At 68.3% G+C, this 19,847-nt stretch carries 12 protein-coding genes and 2 pseudogenes; 4 read left to right on the top strand and 10 right to left on the bottom strand.

Features of this window, described 5'->3' with window-relative positions; translation table 11 throughout:
- From ACGFYN_RS44785 to ACGFYN_RS44765, 5 genes are all read right to left on the bottom strand, one after another.
- On the bottom strand, window positions 1-2,211 hold a 2,211-nt coding region (locus ACGFYN_RS44785; RefSeq protein ID WP_393871757.1), incomplete at its 3' end, for a DUF4157 domain-containing protein.
- A 1,408-nt stretch (window positions 2,212-3,619) separates the two neighbouring features.
- The gene (locus tag ACGFYN_RS44780) at window positions 3,620-3,772 is read right to left on the bottom strand and encodes a DUF6760 family protein (RefSeq protein ID WP_393871773.1); all 153 of its coding nucleotides are present in this window, start codon (window positions 3,770-3,772) and stop codon (window positions 3,620-3,622) included.
- Window positions 3,769-4,173: a hypothetical protein gene (locus ACGFYN_RS44775; RefSeq protein WP_393871756.1), complete on the bottom strand. Its 405-nt coding sequence runs from the start codon at window positions 4,171-4,173 to the stop codon at window positions 3,769-3,771. Before ACGFYN_RS44775 ends, ACGFYN_RS44780 begins: the two co-directional genes overlap by 4 nt.
- The gene (locus tag ACGFYN_RS44770; RefSeq protein WP_393871755.1) at window positions 4,170-4,631 is read right to left on the bottom strand and encodes a phage tail protein; all 462 of its coding nucleotides are present in this window, start codon (window positions 4,629-4,631) and stop codon (window positions 4,170-4,172) included. Before ACGFYN_RS44770 ends, ACGFYN_RS44775 begins: the two co-directional genes overlap by 4 nt.
- Window positions 4,632-4,665: 34 nt before the next feature.
- Entirely contained in the window at window positions 4,666-6,213 is a 1,548-nt protein-coding gene (locus ACGFYN_RS44765) for a phage tail sheath family protein (protein WP_393871754.1), read from the bottom strand.
- A 185-nt stretch (window positions 6,214-6,398) separates the two neighbouring features.
- Here ACGFYN_RS44765 and ACGFYN_RS44760 point away from each other — a divergent pair, with 185 nt between their 5' ends.
- Together ACGFYN_RS44760 and ACGFYN_RS44755 are read left to right on the top strand one after the other, a co-directional pair.
- Window positions 6,399-7,073: a Pvc16 family protein gene (locus ACGFYN_RS44760; RefSeq protein ID WP_393871753.1), complete on the top strand. Its 675-nt coding sequence runs from the start codon at window positions 6,399-6,401 to the stop codon at window positions 7,071-7,073.
- 996 nt (window positions 7,074-8,069) lie between these two features.
- Window positions 8,070-9,089, top strand: a complete 1,020-nt coding sequence (locus ACGFYN_RS44755) for a PP2C family protein-serine/threonine phosphatase (protein WP_393871772.1) — start codon at window positions 8,070-8,072, stop codon at window positions 9,087-9,089.
- Window positions 9,090-9,117: 28 nt separating this feature from the next.
- Here ACGFYN_RS44755 and ACGFYN_RS44750 read toward each other — a convergent pair.
- The 3 genes and pseudogenes from ACGFYN_RS44750 to ACGFYN_RS44740 all read right to left on the bottom strand — a co-directional run.
- Window positions 9,118-9,371 (bottom strand): annotated as a pseudogene (locus ACGFYN_RS44750) (zinc ribbon domain-containing protein); the annotation flags it as partial.
- 595 nt (window positions 9,372-9,966) lie between these two features.
- Complete coding sequence (locus ACGFYN_RS44745; RefSeq protein WP_393871752.1) at window positions 9,967-10,998, bottom strand: hypothetical protein; 1,032 nt, start codon at window positions 10,996-10,998, stop codon at window positions 9,967-9,969.
- A gap of 445 nt (window positions 10,999-11,443) precedes the next feature.
- Entirely contained in the window at window positions 11,444-11,809 is a 366-nt protein-coding gene (locus ACGFYN_RS44740; RefSeq protein ID WP_393871751.1) for a LapA family protein, read from the bottom strand.
- 1,787 nt (window positions 11,810-13,596) lie between these two features.
- On the opposite strand from ACGFYN_RS44740, the pseudogene ACGFYN_RS44735 reads away from it, so the two are divergent.
- Both ACGFYN_RS44735 and ACGFYN_RS44730 read left to right on the top strand, forming a co-directional pair.
- Window positions 13,597-13,808: pseudogene (locus ACGFYN_RS44735) on the top strand (IS630 family transposase); the annotation flags it as partial.
- Between the two features lie 531 nt (window positions 13,809-14,339).
- On the top strand, window positions 14,340-16,592 hold the full coding sequence (locus ACGFYN_RS44730; RefSeq protein WP_393871750.1) for an MMPL family transporter: 2,253 nt from the start codon (window positions 14,340-14,342) through the stop codon (window positions 16,590-16,592).
- Window positions 16,593-17,113: 521 nt separating this feature from the next.
- Here the strand turns inward: ACGFYN_RS44730 and ACGFYN_RS44725 are convergent.
- Complete coding sequence (locus tag ACGFYN_RS44725) at window positions 17,114-19,087, bottom strand: transposase (RefSeq protein WP_393871749.1); 1,974 nt, start codon at window positions 19,085-19,087, stop codon at window positions 17,114-17,116.
- A complete protein-coding gene (locus ACGFYN_RS44720) occupies window positions 19,084-19,701 on the bottom strand; it encodes an IS607 family transposase (RefSeq protein WP_393871748.1) in 618 nt (205 codons plus the stop codon). The genes ACGFYN_RS44725 and ACGFYN_RS44720 overlap by 4 nt, the downstream gene beginning before the upstream one ends.
- Window positions 19,702-19,847: the final 146 nt, after the last annotated feature.

Genomic DNA, 19,847 nt, shown 5'->3' with positions numbered 1-19,847 from the left:
GGTGGCAAGGCGTGTGCGGGCGCGTTGTGCCGCGGTGGTCGTGCGGAGCAGCTCGCGTTGTGCCGTGATGCTGGCGCGGGCCGCTGTGCGGGCTGCTGTGCGGGCTGTGCGGGCTGCGCGGGCTGCGTCTGTGGGGGGCGATGGGGGTGCTGGTGCGTTCGCGTTCGTTGCGTTCGCTGCGTCCCTGGTCTCTTCCGGGGCCGGTTGCCCTGCTGCGGCGGTTGTGAGGGGTGCCGGTGCGGCTCCGGTGGCAAGGCGTGTGCGGGCGCGTTGTGCCGCGGTGGTCGTGCGGAGCAGCTCGCGTTGTGCCGTGATGCTGGCGCGGGCCGCTGTGCGGGCTGCTGCAAGGGCTGCTGTGCGGGCTGCGCGGGCTGCGCCTGTGGGGGGCGATGGGGGTGCTGGTGCGTTCGCGTTCGTTGCGTTCGCTGCGTCCCTGGCCTCTTCCGGGGCCGGTTGCCCTGCTGCGGCGGTTGTGAGGGGTGCCGGTGCGGCTCCGGTGGCAAGGCGTGTGCGGGCGCGTTGTGCCGTGATGCTGGCGCGGGCTGCTGCGCGGGCTGCTGCGCGGGCTGCTGCGAGGGCTGCTGTGCGGGCTGTGCGGGCTGCGTCTGTGGGGAGCGATGGGGGTGCTGGTGCGTTCGCTGCGTTCGCGTACTCTTCGGCCTCGGCGGGTCCCTCAGTCCTGCGGGTTCGGGCGCGGGTCGCCGTGAGCGGCTGTCGGGCCGGCCGGGGTGCGGTCGGCAGGCGGCGCGGGCGCCGCGCAGGTGCCGTTTGCGGCAGGTCCTCGGGCAGGTCATCCGGTTCGTCGGTGTCCTGCTGGCCGAGCCCGGCCGGGGCGGCCCCTAGGGGGCGCGCTTCACCGACGTCGGTGGCCTCGCTCATGTCCACACGTTCGTCGTGCATCTTGGCAAAGGTGCGGATCTTGCCTGCAGAGCCGGATTTCATGCCGAAGATGCTGAAGAGTGACTCGAGCTGACTGCTGGCGGCTTCAGCGAATAGGACCCGGGCCGCTGTGTTTGTGTCGTCTCTCGATATCCCTTTGGATATGACGACGTCGATGACCTTCTCAGTCGTCGTGATGATGGTGCCTGCTGCCGGCCGCACTTCGATGATGGTGTTCTTCGCGCCCGCGCTGTCCCGCAGGTAGGTGCGCCATGCGAGACCCTCGTGCTGGCCCTTCCAGTACTTCCTGGTCGTTCTGGCCGTCTGCTTGAGTTGCTCTCGGGCTTCGAGCCAGTGTTTTCCGACGATGTCGGGGACGCGAGGCAGGGCACTCGCGACAGACCCGGTGGCCGTGCTGGTCAGGGCGGTGTTCCGCTCCTCCAGCAATCGGATCTGCATGGATACCTCGCGCCCTATCGTCGGGTCGGCGGCGAGGAGTGCCGCGTAATCGCGGGATTCTGCGAGGCCTGCCTCGGCTTCGGTCGTGGCGCGGGTGTCCTGATGCCATGCAAGGTCTTTGGGCCAATCTCCGAGGCTGACCGCCGTCTTCCAGACAGCCACCTCCTGCCTGACCTGGTCCTGCCGCTCGGGGGTAAGAGAGTGGAAGTCGAGGGCCTGCTCGCGGCCGCGTGCGCGGGCCATGGACTCCAGCTTGACCTCAGTGAGGATGCTGGTGAGTTCTTCGTCGCTGATCTGGCGCTGGAGCGGGGCGTCAGCCGGCATCAGGTCCGGCTCGGTGGCCGTTTCCTGTACCAGGCCGGGGAGGAAGGCCGTCATCTCCTCGGCGGTGCCCGGCTCCGGGAACGCGGCGGTGAGCTGCGACGGCTCGTATGCCTGTGGCGGGGCGGACACAGGCGTCCCGGCCGGCGCCAGGTCTGCCACGATCTCCTCGACCAGCTGACGGACGTAGCCGCGGTCATCGGGCGGGCGGTGGTGGGTGAGCGGCGGCGGCTGCGATGTGTCTGAACCGGCGGAGTGTTCCTCCTCCGCTTTCCTTGCCTCGCTCTCCAGCAGCAGGCCGGTGAGGGAGTGCTCCGAGGGCAGGGCGGAGCCGAGGGATCGTTGCTGGACGACGTGGACCAGTTCGTGGGCCAGCAGTCTGCGGGCCCGCGGCTCCGACAGGGGCCCTTCCTCCTGCGGAAGGAAGACTGCCCCGCCCCGGGTCAGGGCCCGCGTGCGGTGCGTGTGCGCCGCGGCGGAGGCTTGCGGGCCGCGATGGATGGGAACCTGCGAGACGTCCTGACCGAACGCGGCCCTGATGGAGGCACTCATGGAGGGGGGCACTGCCTCCGGAGCCCGGCCCAGTGGCAATACCAGAGGCCTGTGAGGCCTGCCGGCCGGGGCGGCGGGCGGGAGAGAGGCAGCGGCTCGGTAGACAGTACGCAGGGTCGAGGTGGCCGCCGGCCCGTCTGGCGATGCCGGCGGACTTTGCGTGCCGTGTTGCTGTGCTGCTGCGGATGGCGGTGCAGCGCCGCGACGCTCCGGGGACCCCGTCGTGGGGCCGTGGCGTGAAGGCGGAGTCTGCGTCGCCGGTGGGGCGGGGGAGTGGGACGACCCCGCGTCAGGGGAGCCCTGAGAGGTTTGGGAGCCGCCCCGGTCAGCGGGAGGGGGCGGGCCGGGGCGGTCGATCGCGGCGGCCTGCGGGCCGCCCCGTGAATCTTCCACGTCCTGTTCCCCGTCGGTGGGGGTGCCAGGAACCGGTTTCGGCTCAGGCGCCGCAGGCGGTTGCTGCTCAGGCGGTGCGGGACGGAAGGGGGCGCCCAGCCCGAGGCGCCGGCTCTGCCCGAGGTTCTTCCGGTGGATCGGCGCCCGCGCCGTGTTGGGCGTGGGGCGTGGGGCCGCTGGTTCGGGACGGGGCTGCGTGGAGGCGGGGGGCGCGGTTGGTTCGGGAAGGTTCGGTGCGGTCCACGACATGGGGGCAAGGGGTAGCGCCGGGTCGGGGCCGGGCTGCGGGGTGGCGGGCCCCAGGGGCGGCTTGCTTTGCAGGGCGTCAGCCGGCGCCGTTTGGTCGGCGCCGGCTCCGGGGACCTGCTGCGAGTCATCCGGTGCAGCCCAAGGAAGGTTCTGGGCCGCGCGGAGCCATCCTGGCGCCCGGTAGGGCTCGGCAGCCACCCGTGCCTCACCCACGTGAGCAGCGGTGGCGTGGATGAGGGACCCGCCCCCGCCGGGTCCGTCCGGGGACGGATCGCTGGGCCGGTGCGCCGGCAGCCGGCGCACCGGCGTCGCGCTCCGCGGCTCCTGCGTCTTGGCGGGTGCGGCCTGCGGGCTGAAATCCGGATCAGGGACGAAGGCCAGCACGCGGGTCAGTCCTTCCGCCCTTCCGGCCGGCGGCTGCGTGTCCGTACCAGGTCCGGGCAGCGGCCGTGGGGCGCTTACGTCCATCGGCCCTGCCGGTGTGGCGCGCTGGATGGTGAGTGCCGTGCTCGGGGGCACTGTGGTCTTCAGGGCAGGCAGCAAAAGCCAGTTCGCGGCGGTGCGGACGGTGGGCGCGGCAGGCTGGGTCTCAGCGATGACCTGCGGCTGGCTCGGGCCCGCCGAGAGCGGCGCGGCTGTTTCGAGGGGCTCGCCCGCCGGTACCGGCGTGGCGGCCGGCGGCCTGGGCGCACGTGTCGCACGCCGCCGCTGCAACCAGCCCATGCTTCCTCCCAACTCGTGCTTGGCGCTGACGGTTGTCCGCTCCTCACTCGTTGAGGCGGGTGTGGATCCGGCCGACTTCCTCAATCACCCGTTCTCTGACCGGATGCTCGAGGTCGAGGATGTGGTCGAGGGGCCAGTGCAGGTAGTACGCGACGTACGCGGCTTCCTCCCAGAGGCGGTCGGCCGCGTACGTCAGGATTCCCCCTGGGCATCACCGGCGAAGTCCACCGCGAAATCGTGCCCGCATGACGGGCAGGTGACCGCGGCTTCGGTATGGCCGTCCTGGTTGATCCTGCGATACAGGTCCTGCAGAAAGGCGAGATCGGAGGCGAACAGGTTCTCGATGACGAACGTGTCGACCTCTGGCAGGAAACCGAGCCTGGTGACCGTTCTCTCCAGCAGGAGAACGGTCAAGAACGCCGGATTCTGCCGGACGCGTGCGTCGGTCTGCGGGGTCAATTCGTCGCGGGCCGTCGCCAGCCGCATGACGCCTTCCCGGTGGATCTTCCCCGTCTCATCCACGTAGCCGCGGGGCAGGACGAACGGGTACTCCGTGCGCATCGCCTCCTGGGTGGGAGCCGTTGTCGTAGTTGTCATGGCGCCACCCTCTGGATGTTCTCGCACACGATGGTGACCGTCTCCATCAGGACCTCACTGCTGCCGGCCTTGAGGGCACCGATCTCGATCTTCGCCGGCCAGGCGTGCTCGAGGTAGTACCGCGCCACCGGTTTGCCGTCCGCGCTGTACATCACCAGGGACGCGCTCTTGCGCGCTGCGACGATGTCACCGAGCAGGACCGTCTGGTGCCACGCCCACAGCTCGACGCCCTCTGTCTTTCCCCGCTTGAGGACGACGGTCGGTGGCTTACGCTTCCCGGGCAGCTTCTTGATGATGACTTCCTGGTCCGACGAGGACATGTAATCGACCGGTTCGACCTCAGTGGTGATTCCGGACAGCTCCGAGAACGAAGCAATCTCGTATCCGTCGATGACGACGGAGAACCGTGACGCGGTCAGCACATCCTGGTGCTGCTCCGGCCCGAGACCTCCGGGCATATGCGCACCTCCTCACGCGATGGTCGGTCTGCCGCTACTCCTCGAGGCCTGCTCCCTCGGCGAACTGGGAGACGCGGAAGACGATGAACTCTGCCGGCTTCACCGGAGCGATTCCGACCTCGACGTTGAGAATCCCCTCATCGCGGCTCTCCGCAGGGTTGTTCTCCGCGTCGCACTTGACGAAGAACGACGATTCGGGTGTGGGGCCGAACAGGGCTCCGTCCCGCCACACCCCACGCAGGAACATGGTCACTGTGCGCGTCACCGAGTCCCACAGCCTCTGGTCGTTCGGCTCGAAGACCACCCAGTTCGTTCCGTTGAGGATCGACTCCTCGACATAGTTGAACAGGCGGCGGACGTTGATGTAGCGCCACTCAGTGTCACTGGAAAGCGTCCTGGCTCCCCACACCCGGATTCCCTGCCCGGGGAAGGCACGGATGCAGTTGACGCCGATGGGGTTCAGTTGGTCGTGCTCACCTTTGGTGATGGCCAGCTCCAGCCCCAGGGCGCCACGGACGACCTCATTGGCCGGTGCCTTGTGCACCCCGCGGGTGGTGTCGTTGCGCGCCCAGATCCCTGCCAGGTATCCGGACGGTGGCACGGCGACCGGCCTGCCAGCGACAGGGTCCATCACGCGCGGCCATGGCCAGTACATGGCTGCGTACTTGGAGTCGTACCCGGTGGTCTCCTCACGCCACGCCTTGACCTGCTGTGCGTTGAGGTTGGGCGGGGTGTCGAGGATGGCCATCCGGTCGGCCATCAGCTCGCAGTGGGCGATCATCGCCTGCTGCACGGTCTTGAGCCCGTCGATGGACAGAGCACCGCGGTCCAGGGCGCCCACGGCGTCCGGCACGCAGAGCATGGTGATGGCGTCGATGGCTTCCAGCCCGGCGAAGCCGGTCCTGTCCAGCGTGTTGCCGACGTACTGCTCCGCCGACAGCGCCGGTACGGAGGGCACGGGCAACGGGGCACCGCCGGACAGCTCAACGCGCGCGCCCGTGTGCGGCACCGCCACAGGTGCGCCCTTGACTTCCTCAACGGTGATGACCTTGGACTCGCGGCGGACCACGGTTACCACGTTCCGCGGCCCTTTCTTGACCGTGACGTTGTCGAAAGACTCCTCCGGCTTCCCCGCGACGTTGACGATGAGCTTGAAGTTGTCGTTGGAATGCTCGGATGCCTCGGCGACGTCGATGCTCACCTCGTCCCCCGAGACTCCCTCCTGCATCGCCCTCACCGTCAGTGCCGGCCGGTCCGACCCGCCCGCGGCAGGCAGAACCGCCTTGGCATACCGCGGTTTCTCCTCCTCTTCCTGCTGGTGGTTTCCCAGCCGGACCACATAAGCGGCGCCGCCGCCATTGAGGAAGTAGCCGTAAATGGATCTGGCCAGGTAGTAATCCTCGCTGAAATCGCCGAATCGCTGCACGAACTGCGACCAGTTGGTGATGAGAGTGGGCTCGTTGAACGGCCCCTTCTCCGCAAAACCGACAAAGGCAGCCACGGCGGTCCCGACCCCTGCGATCGGCCGGGATCCGGAGGCGACTTCCTCGACGTACACACCGGGTGAGAGGTATGTGGGCACGGGTCCTCCCGCTGTTCGATTGAACCTAGGCCTCTTAGAGCGTGGCAGGGCACACCCGGCTGGCACATGGGCCATCGGACGTATGGAAAGACACATACTTCTGCATGATGGGGCAGTTACGCCTTACCTTACGAACGCCCCCGAGCCCCTGGGGCTGGGCAGAGCCGATCCAACAGGCTGGAGGCATGTTTCACGACGTCGACGAGTCGCTGCGCACCTTCCTGAAGGCGCTGCTGCCGGCCCGGACCGTGATCAGCTTCGAGCCCCCCGTGGCCCGGCCCACCGGTGCTGGTCAGACCGCAAAACGCAAAGAAACCACCGGCGGGGTGAACCTCTTCCTCCACGACATCCGGGAGGACACCAGTGGCCGCGGAGCAGGGACCAGAGACATCCGCGACGCTGACAACAAAGTGGTCAGCAGGAGACTTCCCCTGCGCCGCTACCAGATGAGCTACTACGTCACCGCTCATGCAGGAGCGGCGGAGAAAGGGCACCAACTGCTGGGGCAGGTCTTGTCCGCCTTCGTCACGTGCGACGTCCTGCCGGTCGCATGCCTGACAGGATCACTGGCGGAAGAACCCTCCACCGTCGAGGTGCGCATAGCCGCCGCGGCCGACCCCGCCGTCACCTCAGGACTGTGGTCCGCCACCGGCGCGCCGCTGAGCGCCGGCATCGAACTCGTCGTGGTCGCCCCGCTCCTTCCCGACACACAGCTCCCCCTCGGCCCGCCCGTCCAGGAGCGAAACCTGGCCACCGCCACGGCAGAGCCCGCGGATACCACCCAGGAGACAAACACCCCGGCACGCCCCGCACGCTTCACCTCCGTCAGGGTCAAGACCCGCCATACCTCCCGCCCCTGACCTCCCCTGCAGCTGGGTATCCCGGGCCTTCTTCGCGCTCTCGTGTGCGGGCTTCCGGCCAGGCACACAGGCCAGGAGGCTGCCAGGCAGGGCGAGGGCAACAGCGGCACCCGGGGCCGAGAGGCAGAAAGGAGGGCAGCGGCCTGCATGCGCCGGCCCGGACGCCCCCCGGGGCAGGGAGGGGATGCTGCTTGCCTTCGCCGGGTGCAATGTCCAGCAGGAGCTTTGGTCCCGGAGACCACATACCGGTCCCCGCTTCTCAGAGCAAGGACCGGGTCGGGCATGTTGAGCAATACCCACGCCGTGGCCCGCATGGGGCGATGTTGGGCCCGGCGGCGTGGTCGGCCGGCCCAGCGAGGCCGCACCGACGACAGCGGAGGGGCCCGGGTGCGCCGGTTGGCGCGCTCGGTGTGGCCGCAACGCGCACAGCGCTGCGAGGTGCAGGCCAGGGTCCACCTCGATGAACGGCACCCCGGCGCTGGGCCTTGTGAGCAACGCTGGTGGAACGGCCAGGAAGACGGGCGCGCGGTCGCTGGTCGCGCCCACGCGACCCGCTCGCGGATGCCCCTGAGTTCTTCAAGGGCGATGCCGCGTTCGGTGCGTGGGGCGACAGCAACGACAGTCTTCGAGACCGTGTGGTTGATGTGGGTGGCGTGCCGAGCCTCGCGTCGGGCCCGCCCTGTTCCCGGCGGGCGGGCACCTCGCCTCCGGATGCCGTCGGCGACCACCGTGGCCTGCTACGGTCCCGGGCCTTTCCAAATGGCGGTCTGGCCGGCGCGCGGTGCATCCTCGAGATCGACGTTGCACCGCTTCGGGTTGCAGTCCCGCGCGGGCCGGCGGGCTGCCTGGTGGAGTCGGCTGCAGGAAGCAGGAGCGAGCATGCGCCACTCGAATGATCCGGATGATCCCAGCGCAGTTGCGGGCCTGGGCCGGCGCTCCGTCTCTCTTCGGTGGCGGGTCGCGTTGCTGTGGCTGGCAGGGAGCACAGCGGTCTTGATGGTGGCAGTCCTTGCCTTGGGCAGGGAGACCAGACTTGCTGCCTTCCTCGTCGTTTTGCCTGCTCTGATCGCTGGCTGGGGAACGGTGCGGCAGACCGCATTCGCATCGGTGTGGGTCACCGTCAGCATTGCCGTCTCCTTGCTCGACGCTCCGCTGGGGACGGTGGAGGCCAATCTGGGTGTGCTCGTCTTCGCTTTTGTGTTCAACGGTCTGAGTATTGCCCGAGCGGCCCAGCGCGTCCGCAGGGAAGGCGAGATCACCAGGCTGCGCTCCGCGGCTGTCACACTGCAGCGGCACCTCCTACGGCCGTTTCCCTTGGTCACCGACGAGCTCCTCGTCCATGGCCTGTACAAGCCTGTGGAAGAAGACAGCCGGGTCGGGGGTGACGTCTACGAGGTCGTGGCCTCGCCCTATGGCAGCCGCGTCTTCATCGCCGATGTGCAGGGCAAGGGCATGCCCGCCCTCAGCGCCGCCTTCGCCGTGTTGAATGCGTTCCGGGCGGCTGCCCTGGCGGAGCCCACGCTCACGGCGGTTGTGGAATCTCTCGAAGAGGCCGTGCTACGGCACAACACGTTCGCCGCACAGATGGGAGAGCGGGAGCGTTTTGTCACAGCACTCATCCTGAACATCGGATCCGAGCCGGAAATTCAAGCGATCAACTGCGGTCACGTCGTGCCTCTCCTCCTGCACCATGATCCAAAGGGGCCCGCGGTCCGTATTGAACCATCCGTTCCGCTGGGTCTTGGGTCTCTCGCTCCGGAACCGCGCACCGTCGAGTGGTTCGAGTTCCCCTTCGGTTCTTCGCTTCTGTTGTGCACGGACGGCGTCACCGAGGCACGTAACGCCTCGGGCGCATTTTATCCATTGGAGGAGCGTGCGGCTTTCTGGGATGAGGTCTCTCCCCGCGACGTCGCACCTACGATTTATCGCGAATTGCAACAGCACACCGAGCACAGCAGGCCGACAGACGACACAGCGCTCATGGTCCTGCGCAGGAGATCCGTGCCCAGTTCCTGACGCCTCCACCCCGTGGGCGGGTGGATTCCTAGCTCACGTCGCCTGGGGCTCGGCGGGCGCTTCGCGACGACGGCCGACAGCGCTCAGGTCTTGCACGATCAGCACCAGCCGGGTTGCAGAGCGGCCCCGGACGGCATCACGCGGGCGGAGTTCTTGTCCCGACACGAGACGGCTCCGCACGCGGTGCAGGCATATTCGTTCGGAAAGGGGGAGTGCGTGCTGGGTTCTCGCGCCGCACTGCGCACCGTCCATGGTGGTGTGCGCGGGGTGGACCAGGTGGACGATGCAGCGCCTCCCGCTTCCTCTTGTCCACGGCCGGCGCCGGTGTCGTCATGCACGTGAACCTACCGGGGAGGACTGACAGTTGAACCCTATTGATCTTGAGGGGCCTGCTTGTCTCGTCCTGTGGCGGACGGCCCATCGCCGTCGCGGCGATGGGCCTGCCTGCCGGTGCCCCGCTTCGCAGGACCTGTCACGAGAACGGCACGAGGCCCTCGAAGCGGTCCGACAGTGGAAGGACCATGACGCGATCCGGGCGGGGTCGAAGGCGCGATCTCCCAGGCCGTCCGCGTCACCGGCCTTCGCCGCCCCCGCTACCGCAACCTGACTCCCGCCTCGCTCACGTCGTCGTCGCCACCGCGGTCAACGTCATCCGCATCGACCGATGGCTGACCGGTACCCTACTCGGCGGCACCCGCACATCCCGCCTCGAAGCCTTCATACTCGCGACCTGACAGCCCGTTTCGTGGAATTCTCAGCGGAGTCCTGAAAGCCGGAGCATCCTCGGCGGAAACCGGTGACCTGTGACCGCCCTGCCGTAGGGGCAGTCGGGAGCATAAACGCAGCCCTTCCGGACTCAGTCAACCCGCTCGCTCCTTCAAGGCCGAGCAGTTGACAGGATCTCGCGCAGGCGGCTCTCGAAGGAATCGGGCGGCTCTCGCCCGAGTTCGGGGTACATCCGGATGATCTCGGCAAGGAGATCCACAACGGTCTGCTCCTCCTTCCTCACGTCATCGAAGGCTCTGTTGACGGGAGACCAGCCCGTCAGCTCAGGGCCACCGGGCGGAGCCTGCCTGCTCCGGATCAACCACTGCTGGTTGTCGACCACCTTCACCCACCACCCAGGGGGGGCGTCCGGAACCCGCACAGGCTCCGCTGCGCGTTGCCGGAATTGCGCATCCGGCAACCAGGTACCCGCTCGGTCCCCGGGCGGCCCGTGCCGGGAGGAGTCGTAGTACTCGTAACCTCCAGCGGCCGTGCTTCGGACGTACCACGGTGTCACGCCGAACTGCTGCACCGTCCTCTCCCGCTCCGGTACGTACCACCCCGGGTCGTGATCGTCCGGTGCTCGAGCGCCGGCATGCCGGATGAACTTCCACACCTGCTCGTCCCCGTGGTATCCGCGCCACAGGCCATCCTGGACCTTCTCCACGACGCTGTAGACGGGCCGTGCAGTGGCCACGGCGGCGTCAGGGGTCCGGTCACCCTGCCAGTCCTCGACCCGTATGTAGACGTCTCTCGACATGTGTCTGCGGTCGTGGGCGTGCTTCCAGCGTCCGGGGATGTAGTCGATGGCGTCGGCGAAGCGGACGTTTGCCTGCTCCGGCCTCGTGGTCCGTGTCTGATCCTGTGCCTGGTCGGCGGCGAACTCGTCGGCGATGCGCCACAGTTCGTCGAAGAGGAGCGTCTGGCTGATGGCGAAGGAGCTGTTCTCCAGGATCAGCTCGTTGCGTATTTCTTCCAGGCTTCCTGGACCAGTTTCCGGCACATCGTCATGGAACCTGTTCTCCAGCCACCATCGACGCAGCTCATCCCAGTAATCCGGCCCTGTGCACGAGGTCAGGATGGTCTTCCGGTTGGTGACCAGTGCCTGCAGGAGTGATGCGTAGGTCTCGGTGTCGACGCCCATACGCCTCCTCCTCTCGCAAGGAAGCCTGGTCGGCGGAGCAAGAGGCGCACCCGCCCATGGAAGATCCTAGTGCGCGCCCCGGCTTCCGGCCCGCGATCGATTTCCGTGCATGTGTGCCCACGCGTCCTGGGCTACGTCCTCGGTGTGAAACGTCGCGACACCAGTAGATGATCTTGAATTCCGTCGTCCCGGGTCTCGATGATCACCATGTTGGAACCTTCGCGGAAGCGTGATGCACCCGGCCGCCGCCGTGCCCGCGCACGGTACCCCCCGTCGGGGCCTGTGGAAGGTTGAGCCGCCCGGCGGTGGCGACCGGAAGGTGACGGAAATGAGATGTGGTCAGCCCGCCGGGAGCGGGGCGGTTGCCGCGGGGCTCGGGAACGGCCCGGCGTCTCCCGGCGTCTGCCCGCAGGTCACCCTCGTTCCTCGAGGAGCGCGACCGGTGTCACCCGTCAGTGGACGGGTCGTAGTCCTCATATGTCTCATGGTCGGAAAACTCGTTGACGATGCTCGCCCAGCCGTCGCTGGCGGTGTCAGCGATCCATGTGCACCCGCCATGGATGGTGTCAGCCCTCCACGTGTACCCGACGTCGGCCAGTTCCTTGAGGTCGTGTGCGCCGGAGACCGCCGCCCGCTGGGACCAGCCGAAGTCGGTCACGGCTATCCAGCCGAGCAGCAGGCCGAAACCGGCCGACGCCGCTATCACCAAGGCAATGAGTGTCCGGAACACAAGGCAGAACGCGAGAACGCACTGCCGCGCCCACTTGAGGCCCTCGGCGAACGCGGGGTGACCCGTAATTGCCGAACTCATGGCGTGCGCATGCCCATTCCCCGGCACCGGTACGGGCCCGGGCTCAGCCAGCCCCTCATCGGGAGGGGCCATCCCCGCGCGGATCACTGAACCTTCTGCCGAACATAGGTTCGAGGACTGTGGCGGTACCGGAGCACGGCGGAGGCTGTCCGTCCGTGGCTGTCCGGCACCCCGACCGTCTGTGTCTCCACCGCCACGATATCGAGGTGACATGAAGTCAGTAGACAGGTTCGGCATACCCATCGCCACAGGAGTGCGTGCCACCTACGCCCACGGCGACCTGATGAAGGCCCCGCACCGGCTCGGGCGTGTCCCGACCTGAGGTGTGCCCCTCTACGGCAACCTTGAAGACGGCGGATGCGGCCGGGTACGAGGGCGCCGTCGCAGCAGGGGCGGACAGCTTGGGGGAACGGACCGCGCCCCGCGCAATGCGGTCTGACCCCAGCCGCGGCGCCGGGTTCATGCCGGCTCCGGCTGTCTGTGATGCACCACTGTCCGCAACGGTCGCCGACATGCCCCGGCAGCCGGTGCGGAAGGGTGACCGCGGGCATGGCGGCGTCTGCCGCGGCCGAGCGGACGGCCCCTGGGGCACTTTCCGGCGAGCTGCACGATAGGCGGGCGAACGGCTCGTCCGCGCTGCACCGTACTCACACTGGCCGCGCTCGACCCCGGCGGCTCCACGGCCGATAGGTCCCCCATTCTTTCGCAGCTCACCGGTGCGGAAGCGGGGCCGGCGGCCGGTGCATGCGATCGGCCGGGCCGCGGCGTTGCGGGCCGCGGCGGTGTATGGCAACGAGGATTGCCGTACACCATCCGTGCTTGCCGCCAAGGCCCGGCCACCCCACCGGTCGACATGCGAAGCCCCAGAAGCTGATCTTAACTGTGAAGTGGGATCCACTCACCCACGCGTACGCCCCCTCCCCGGCCTGCGGGCTGGCAGACCATCTATACAACGCGGGACGGACCTCCATGGCAGCTAACCGCATCGTCCAGGTCATGGCCCTCGCAGCAGCTGCCGTTCTCACCGGAGCGCAGCCGGCGGCAGCCGCCAGCGTGACGATCGACCCCGCAACAGCTGGCCCGGGACAGACCGTGACGATCAAGGCAACGGGATGCACAGGCTCGAAGGGCACCGCGTCCTCCCTGGCCTTCTCGAATCAGGTCCAGCTGCAGGGCGGCAGTGGCAGTTTCACCGGCACAGCCACCATCAACTCCAAAGCCACGACTGGCAGCTACCAGGTAACGGTTTTGTGCGATAGCGATGCGACAGCTGCCTCGCAGGCCCAGGTCACCGTCACCTCCTCGTCCAGTGCCTCTCCCAGTGCCTCTCCCAGTCGCTCCGCCAGCGGCAGTTCAACTCCCACAGCCACTCCAACCCGAACGGCATCCGCATCCGCGACAGCATCCGTGTCTGCCACCACCACGCCGACCCCCTCCGGCGGTCCGATTGCCGGCGACGGAGCGACCCAGTCCCGCAAGTTCTCCCTCGGGGTCCTCCTGGCTGGCCTGGGCACGGCAGCAGCAGTGGTCGGCCTGGTGGTGATCCCCAGGTCCCGATCCGGTGGCGGAGCACACCGATGATCCGGCCCGCTCCGTCCCCTGACGCGTGGCGCATCTACGCCCGAAGGCATGAACTTCGCACGCGCTTGGCGCATGCAGGGATGCTTCAAGCAGGTCCTGCTGGACCTGGACCACCCACGCAAGAACGAGACACTCGCACAGGTGGGGGCCGGTTTCGGGATGTCGGAAGCGACCTCGCCAGCGTGTCCTTGCCAAGTGATCGTGTGAACACGTCGGCCGCGCTGAAGTCGATCCGCACCGCATGGCCCGACGGCCCGCTCTGATTCTGGACAACCCGTCCGCCCTCAAGGGCACCCACATCCGCTGCTGGGCGAAGAAGAACAAATTGTGCTTCGCCCCGACCTACGCCTCCTGGGCGAACCCGATCGAGGCGTACTTCGGGCCGCTGCTGCAGTTCACCATCGTCAACTCCCATCACGTTGCTTTGAGCCTCAAGGGTTCTCGGCCTCCCGGGCCCGGGAGGCCTGTCGCTTCACCAGCGTCGGAAGCCCGGCTTGAGGACGGTCTCTCCTTTTCCTGCCGCTGCGGCGGCAGGTGGTTACGGCTGGTGGTGCGGGTCTTCTGGTCGGCTCCACGAGACTTCGACACCGCTTGGGTGGTCCTGGTCTGCGGCCACTGCGGTACCAGTCGCTACGGCCGCCGCGAGGGCGGCGAGGTTGAGTGCGGCGCTGGCGTTCCGGTCGATGACCAGACCGTAGGCGTCGCATGCGTAGGTTCGCCCGTGCAGTGTCGGCAGTTTGGCGCGACGTCCTGGCCGCCGAACGCAAGGAACGCGCCCGCATCACAAGCGAGAAGGACATCCGCTGGCCCTCTCCGGGCGGCCTGACCAACCCGGCGAACCGGCGAGGTCACAAGAGGCCCAAAAGCAAAGGGTCCGAGATGCCCAAGTGGTTCGGGCAGCGTCAAATGGAGGTGTTGAACACCCGCCCGGCAGAGAAGAGCCGAATGCATGGCCAGACATGAAGGCACAGAGAGACGGGGCGACGCCTCTAGCGGGGGACTGCGTCGGCTCGGTGAGTGGTGTGCCCGCCACTTCGTGATCGTGATCGTCGCCTGGGTCGTGGCGATCGGCGTGCTCCAGACCCTCAACCACCTCCACGGTGGGGAGTACGTGGACAACTTCTCCCTGTCTGACGTGCAGGCCCAGAAGGGCCTGGACGTCCTCAAGCAGCACGATCCGCAGGCCGGCGGCTACAACGCCCAGATCGTCATGCACGACGACAAGTCCCTGACCTCGCTCGGCTCGCAGATCTCGAGCACCGTCGCCGACCTCCAGAAACTGCCGCACGTGCTGTCCGTGCAGAACCCGTTGGAGGTCACCTCCTCCAAGGTCGGGCCGTTGTCCTCGGACGGGAAGACCGCCTACATCACCATCCGCTTCGACAGGCAGCCTGCCCTCCTCGGCGATAGCTACCTCGACGGGGTCGACAACGCCGTACAGCCGCTCCGGAAGGCCGGTGCCGACGTCGAATACGGCGGAACGCTCGGCGAGCTGGCGCGGCCCGTGGGCAACGACCGGCTGAGCGAAGGGGTCGGGTTCGTCGTCGCCATCATTGTCCTGCTGATCGGCTTCGGCAGTGTGATCGCCGCCGGAGTGCCGCTGGTCACGGCACTGATCGGGGTGGTCGGCGGGCTGGCCTGCCTCGGGTTGTTCGCCGCCGCGTTCACCTTCGCCACGGTCTCGCCCACTCTGGCCACGATGATCGGCCTCGGCGTCGGTATCGACTACGCGCTCTTCCTCCTCACCCGGCACCGACAGGGCCTCATGGACGGCGCTGATCCGGTGCGCGCCGCCGGTCATGCCGCGGCCACCAGCGGACGCGCGGTGCTGGTCTCCGGCACGACAGTGATCGTCGCCCTGATGGGCCTGTGGGTGTCCGGCGTGAGCTTCATCGGCAAACTCGGCGTCGCCGCGACCATCACGGTCGTCTCGGCCGTCCTGGGCGCGCTGACCCTGGTCCCGGCCCTGCTGGGGCTGATCGGCCGCAACGTCGACCGCTGGCACGTGCGCAGGCCCGTGGCTGAGGCCGAAGCCGAGGGCGACACGTCCCAGGGCACCTGGCACCGCTATGCCAAGCGTGTGGAGCGCCATCCGCTGCGGTACCTGGCGGCGGGCATCGTCACCGTTGCGGTGCTGGCCATTCCCGTCTTCTCGATCCAGCTCGGTCACATCGGCGATGGCGCTGACCCCACGTCCTTCACCGACCGGCGGGCCTTCGACCTGATGACGGACGCGTTCGGCGCGGGCTCCAACGGGCCGCTCACCATCGTCGTCGACCAGACGGGCGTACCGGACTCGCAGCGCTCGCAACTGGACTCGAAGACCCAGAAGGCTCTCGACAACGAGTCCGGGACCTCCTTCGTCAGTCCGCTGACGCCGACCCACGACGGCGACGTTCTGGTCGGCACGGTCTACTCGTCGGTGTCCCCGCAGAACCAGGACACCACCGACCTGGTGAACCGGCTCTACGACCACGCCCTCCCCGACGCGGCCTCCGGCACCAATGCCAAGGGCTATGTCACCGGGACCACGGCCACTCAGGTCGACTTCCGCGACATCGTCTCGGAGCGGCTGCCGCTGATCATCGCCGTCGTGGTGGCCCTCGCCTTCCTGATCATCCTCGCCGTCTTCCGCGGCCTGCTCGTCGCGGTCAAGGCGGCCGTCCTTAACGTCCTGTCGATCGCGGCCTCGTACGGCGTCGTGGTCGCGGTCTTCCAGTGGGGCTGGGGCGGACCCGCGCTCGGCGTCCACGGCAAGGTGCCCATCGAGAGCTATGTGCCGATGATGATGTTCGCCATCATCTTCGGACTGAGCATGGACTACGAGATCTTCCTGCTCTCCCGGGTGCGCGAGGCGTGGCTGCACACCGGGGACGCCAAGGACTCGGTCGCCCACGCCCTGGAGATCACCGCGCGTGTGATCACGTGCGCGGCGCTGATCATGGTGAGTGTCTTCGCGGCCTTCATCATCAATGACAAAATCGTTGTCAAGATGCTGGGCCTGGGGCTCGCCGTCAGTGTGCTCATCGACGCCTCGGTGGTTCGCCTGCTCATGGTGCCCGCCGTCATGACGCTGCTGGGCAAGCACGCCTGGTGGACGCCCCGCTGGCTGGACAAGATCCTGCCGCACATCGACACGGAGGGATCGGGCGAGACCCTCGATGCCACGGCGGCTACAACTCGGCAAGCACCACCTCCGTGAACGAACGCGCGGTCTGTCAGCGCGACTCGATCCACAGGAACGTACCCGACTGCCCGCAGTGCCGACGGTGTGCGGCAAGGACGAGGCACCCGTCCAGTGCGGCGGCTTGCCCGGGTTCTGGTGCCCGTAATCCCGCCAGGACCCCCTTTGGCCCCGGGCGCTGCACGGTTATCGCCTCGGCGGCCGGGCGCGGGTCCAGCAGGTCGCGACGCCTGCAGCGCAGGAGGCCCTCGACGGTCGACACGCCGACCTGGCCCCGGGAGGTGGCCGTCCCGCCCGGTGACGCCAGGACCGCCTGCCGCAGGTACGCCGCGGCATGGTCCGAGCTGCCCGGACCATGCCGCGGAGTACCTGCGGCGCTGCCCGGGTGGGGCCGCCACCCGGTGCTCGTCGACGGCTGGCCGGGGGTGTACGTGAGCAGATGCAGCACCGTCGACGCAACGGGGCCAGGCGTTGTGTGATCTGTTCGGCCCCGGCCTACGGTCCGGCACGGCCGTTGTCCCCACCCGAAGCGTCTCTGATCAGCTAAGCGATCCTGAATCGGATTGTGTTTCCGGGATCGTTTCCCACCGCGGTGGAGAAGCATGGGCGTGCAGGTGGAAGCCCGCGCCCAGCGCTGCCCCTCGAGGCCTGTGGCCGGTGATGGGTGTGCTGATCGTCGTCACGTCCTGGTGCCGGTGGGCTGCGCGGGGCAGCCGGGTCCGGCCCGTTGGTGCGTGTCCCTCCGGACGCTTGCCCGCCGGGCCCGAGGGGCCGGTGAGGGAGGGTGCCCTGCGTCGCCTGGGCGCGGGGCGTGTTGCCTGCTGCCGGGTGGGTCCGGTCTTCGACCGGTCCCGGCTGATCATGGTGGTCGGGGTGAGAACGGCTTTGGCTTCGAGATTGTCTACCACCGAGCGGATCACCATGGTTCCGCTGGTGCGGTCGATGACGGTCTTGACCCGGTGGGCCAGGCCGCGGGCTGCAATACGGCGCCAGGCCCCCTGGTCACGGTCACCCTGCCAGCCACAGCCGTTGCGATCGGGGCAGATGGCCCATTTCCACCCTGGCTTGGCAGGCCGGTCGGGGGCTTTGCGGTGCCGCAGCGGCGTGAGGCACTGCGGGCAGTGCTTTGAGGTGCCCGGGGCCGGGACGGTGACGACGGCAATGCCGATCTCGGCAGCGAGGTGCCGCATGCGGTCGGTGATCTGCCCGCGCACGGCCTGGGACATGCGCGTGTTCATGGTGCGGCCCATGCCTTTGACTTCCATCGACCGCAGGTCTTCGAGGTAGAGGACGGTGGCGCCGGCAGCGATGGCCTGATCGACGGCCCAGCGGGCGGAAGCCCACGCCAGCGCGTCGTTGAGGTTCGACCTACGGTCGGACACGTGCCGGATCTCATCGCTCAGGACTGCGTGCTTGCCGGTCATGGCCGGATCGGGTGCGCCACCGTCAAGGAGCCGCTGGTACTGGTCTGCTTTGGCGTGCAAGCGTTCGGATAGACGGCGCAGCCGGTGCTGCTTGGCGAGGATGCCGGCGGCCCGGAACTGGGCGCCGTGCCCGAGGGCGGTGATCCGCCCATCGTCGTGCAGCCGGGCCGCGCCCGCGCTCAGCAGAGTATTGAGTCCCCAGTCCACGCCGAGCGCGACGGTGTGATTGGTGCGTCGGGCCTTGGGGACTGCGTGGGTGTAGGCGATATCGGCCCGCACCCGGCTGCCGGACACGCGGAGGGTGGGCAGGTGCAGCACCGCGCCTGCGGGAATCGTCGGCGGCAGCGCGATCGGGCAGGCGACCCACGTCCAGTCCGCGTAGGAGCGCGGGTCGGGGCGGGTCGGCAGTTGCAGCCGCAGCAGCGCCCGGCCTGGCCGGGCGGCGCGTTCGATGACGGCCTGCTGCCCATCGCACGCCGACAGCAGCAGCATGCGCGCCACGCCAGGCGTGGGCTCCAGCTCGAACGCATCGGCCGGAAGCCGCCCGTGCTTCCGCTCGAACGCGACCGCTTGCCGAGTGCGGGACTTGATCACACTCGACGGCAGAAACTGCCCGCCGGGCGCCGCCTCGCGGACCTGGTCCCATTCCCCAGCTGTGCGCTTGGCCGGATCGGCGGGCCAGGTGGCCAGCACCCCGGCGGTCAGATCAGCGCGCCACCTCGCCGACCGCAGTGAACGCCCGGCCTGTTCCTGGGCCATGCGCACGATCCGGTCGTTGACCTTGATCCCCTTTGGGGCGGTGACGGTCCAGCCGAGGCGGCGCAGAGCCATCCACGCATTCGATGGCAGCTTCCGGCCGCCCGCGTCCTCACCGGAGGCGAGCGTGTCCACGTCGGCTGTGGTCCAGTGCTCACCGGTCAGAACGCCGACCATGCCGGACACGAGGTCAGTGGCCCAGCCGACACGCTCCGTCAACACGGCGGCGGTCAGGAACTCGCCGGTCCTCTCGTCCACGCCGCTGCGCAGGAGCCCACGGGCGCATGCGGTGCGGGACGTCTCGCCCTCAGCGAGCGGCAGCTTCCGACTCACCGGTCACCACCTGTCTGGCACTGGCCGGACTCGGCGAGCAGCCGCTTGCGGTTGTCAGCCGAGCGCATCCCGTAAAGGCGGCCGGCGAACGTGGTCACCAGCGACACGAAGTCCTCAAGGAGTTCGTCCCGGCCGCCAAGCTTTTTCGGATGCAGCACTTCGAGGTTGGCGCCGTATACGGACAGCAGGTGCTTGAGCCAGCCGACACCGAACCGGGCGAGCCGGTCCTCGTGCGTCACGCGCACGACCATCACCGAGCCGTCAGCGACAGCCCGCAGCAGCCGGTGCAGACCTGGCCGGTCTTCCCGCAGGCCAGAAGCCCGGTCACGGAAGACTTTGACAACCTCGCCGCTGGAGGTGGCCCGCAGCTCCTTCTCCTGCGCCTCCAGGGAGGATTCCTGCCCGCTGGAGCCGGAGACTCGCACGTACAGGCCCTCAAGGCGGACACGGTCGCCACCGGTGGAGACCTTCATCGCCTCCACGTCGATCGACGAGAACCGTCGCTCCCGCCCCACCCAAGTCACCGGAATCTTCCCCGAGTCAGCCCAAAGACGAAGCGTCACAGGGTGAACCCCGAGACGCTTAGCTGCCTTTGAGAGTCGAAGAAGCTCCATGCGATCACTCTAAGATCACTGAGGATTCCTACTGACCTCTTCGGGGTGTTGTCGGGGTGGTGACGGGTGGTGATCCCTGCGGTAGGCCGGTGGTATGCGGTACGCGCAGGGTGGCGGCCTGACCGCCGAGAGGCGGCGGTTACGCG

The sequence above is a fragment of the Streptomyces sp. NPDC048419 genome (genome assembly GCF_043200415.1).
Classification (GTDB): Bacteria; Actinomycetota; Actinomycetes; order Streptomycetales; family Streptomycetaceae; genus Streptomyces.
Note: the sequence above shows the minus strand (reverse complement) of the source record. Positions and strands in the feature narration are given on the sequence as shown.

Bases quoted from the DNA above. Each gene is read 5' to 3' on its own strand.
- ACGFYN_RS44770 (WP_393871755.1), bottom strand. From the start codon at position 4,631: ATGCCCGGAGGTCTCGGGCCGGAGCAGCACCAGGATGTGCTGACCGCG.
- ACGFYN_RS44755 (WP_393871772.1), top strand. From the start codon at position 8,070: ATGGTGGCAGTCCTTGCCTTGGGCAGGGAGACCAGACTTGCTGCCTTC.
- ACGFYN_RS44740 (WP_393871751.1), bottom strand. From the start codon at position 11,809: ATGAGTTCGGCAATTACGGGTCACCCCGCGTTCGCCGAGGGCCTCAAG.
- ACGFYN_RS44775 (WP_393871756.1), bottom strand. From the start codon at position 4,173: ATGACAACTACGACAACGGCTCCCACCCAGGAGGCGATGCGCACGGAG.
- ACGFYN_RS44730 (WP_393871750.1), top strand. From the start codon at position 14,340: ATGGCCAGACATGAAGGCACAGAGAGACGGGGCGACGCCTCTAGCGGG.
- ACGFYN_RS44720 (WP_393871748.1), bottom strand. From the start codon at position 19,701: ATGGAGCTTCTTCGACTCTCAAAGGCAGCTAAGCGTCTCGGGGTTCAC.
- ACGFYN_RS44745 (WP_393871752.1), bottom strand. From the start codon at position 10,998: ATGGGCGTCGACACCGAGACCTACGCATCACTCCTGCAGGCACTGGTC.
- ACGFYN_RS44760 (WP_393871753.1), top strand. From the start codon at position 6,399: ATGTTTCACGACGTCGACGAGTCGCTGCGCACCTTCCTGAAGGCGCTG.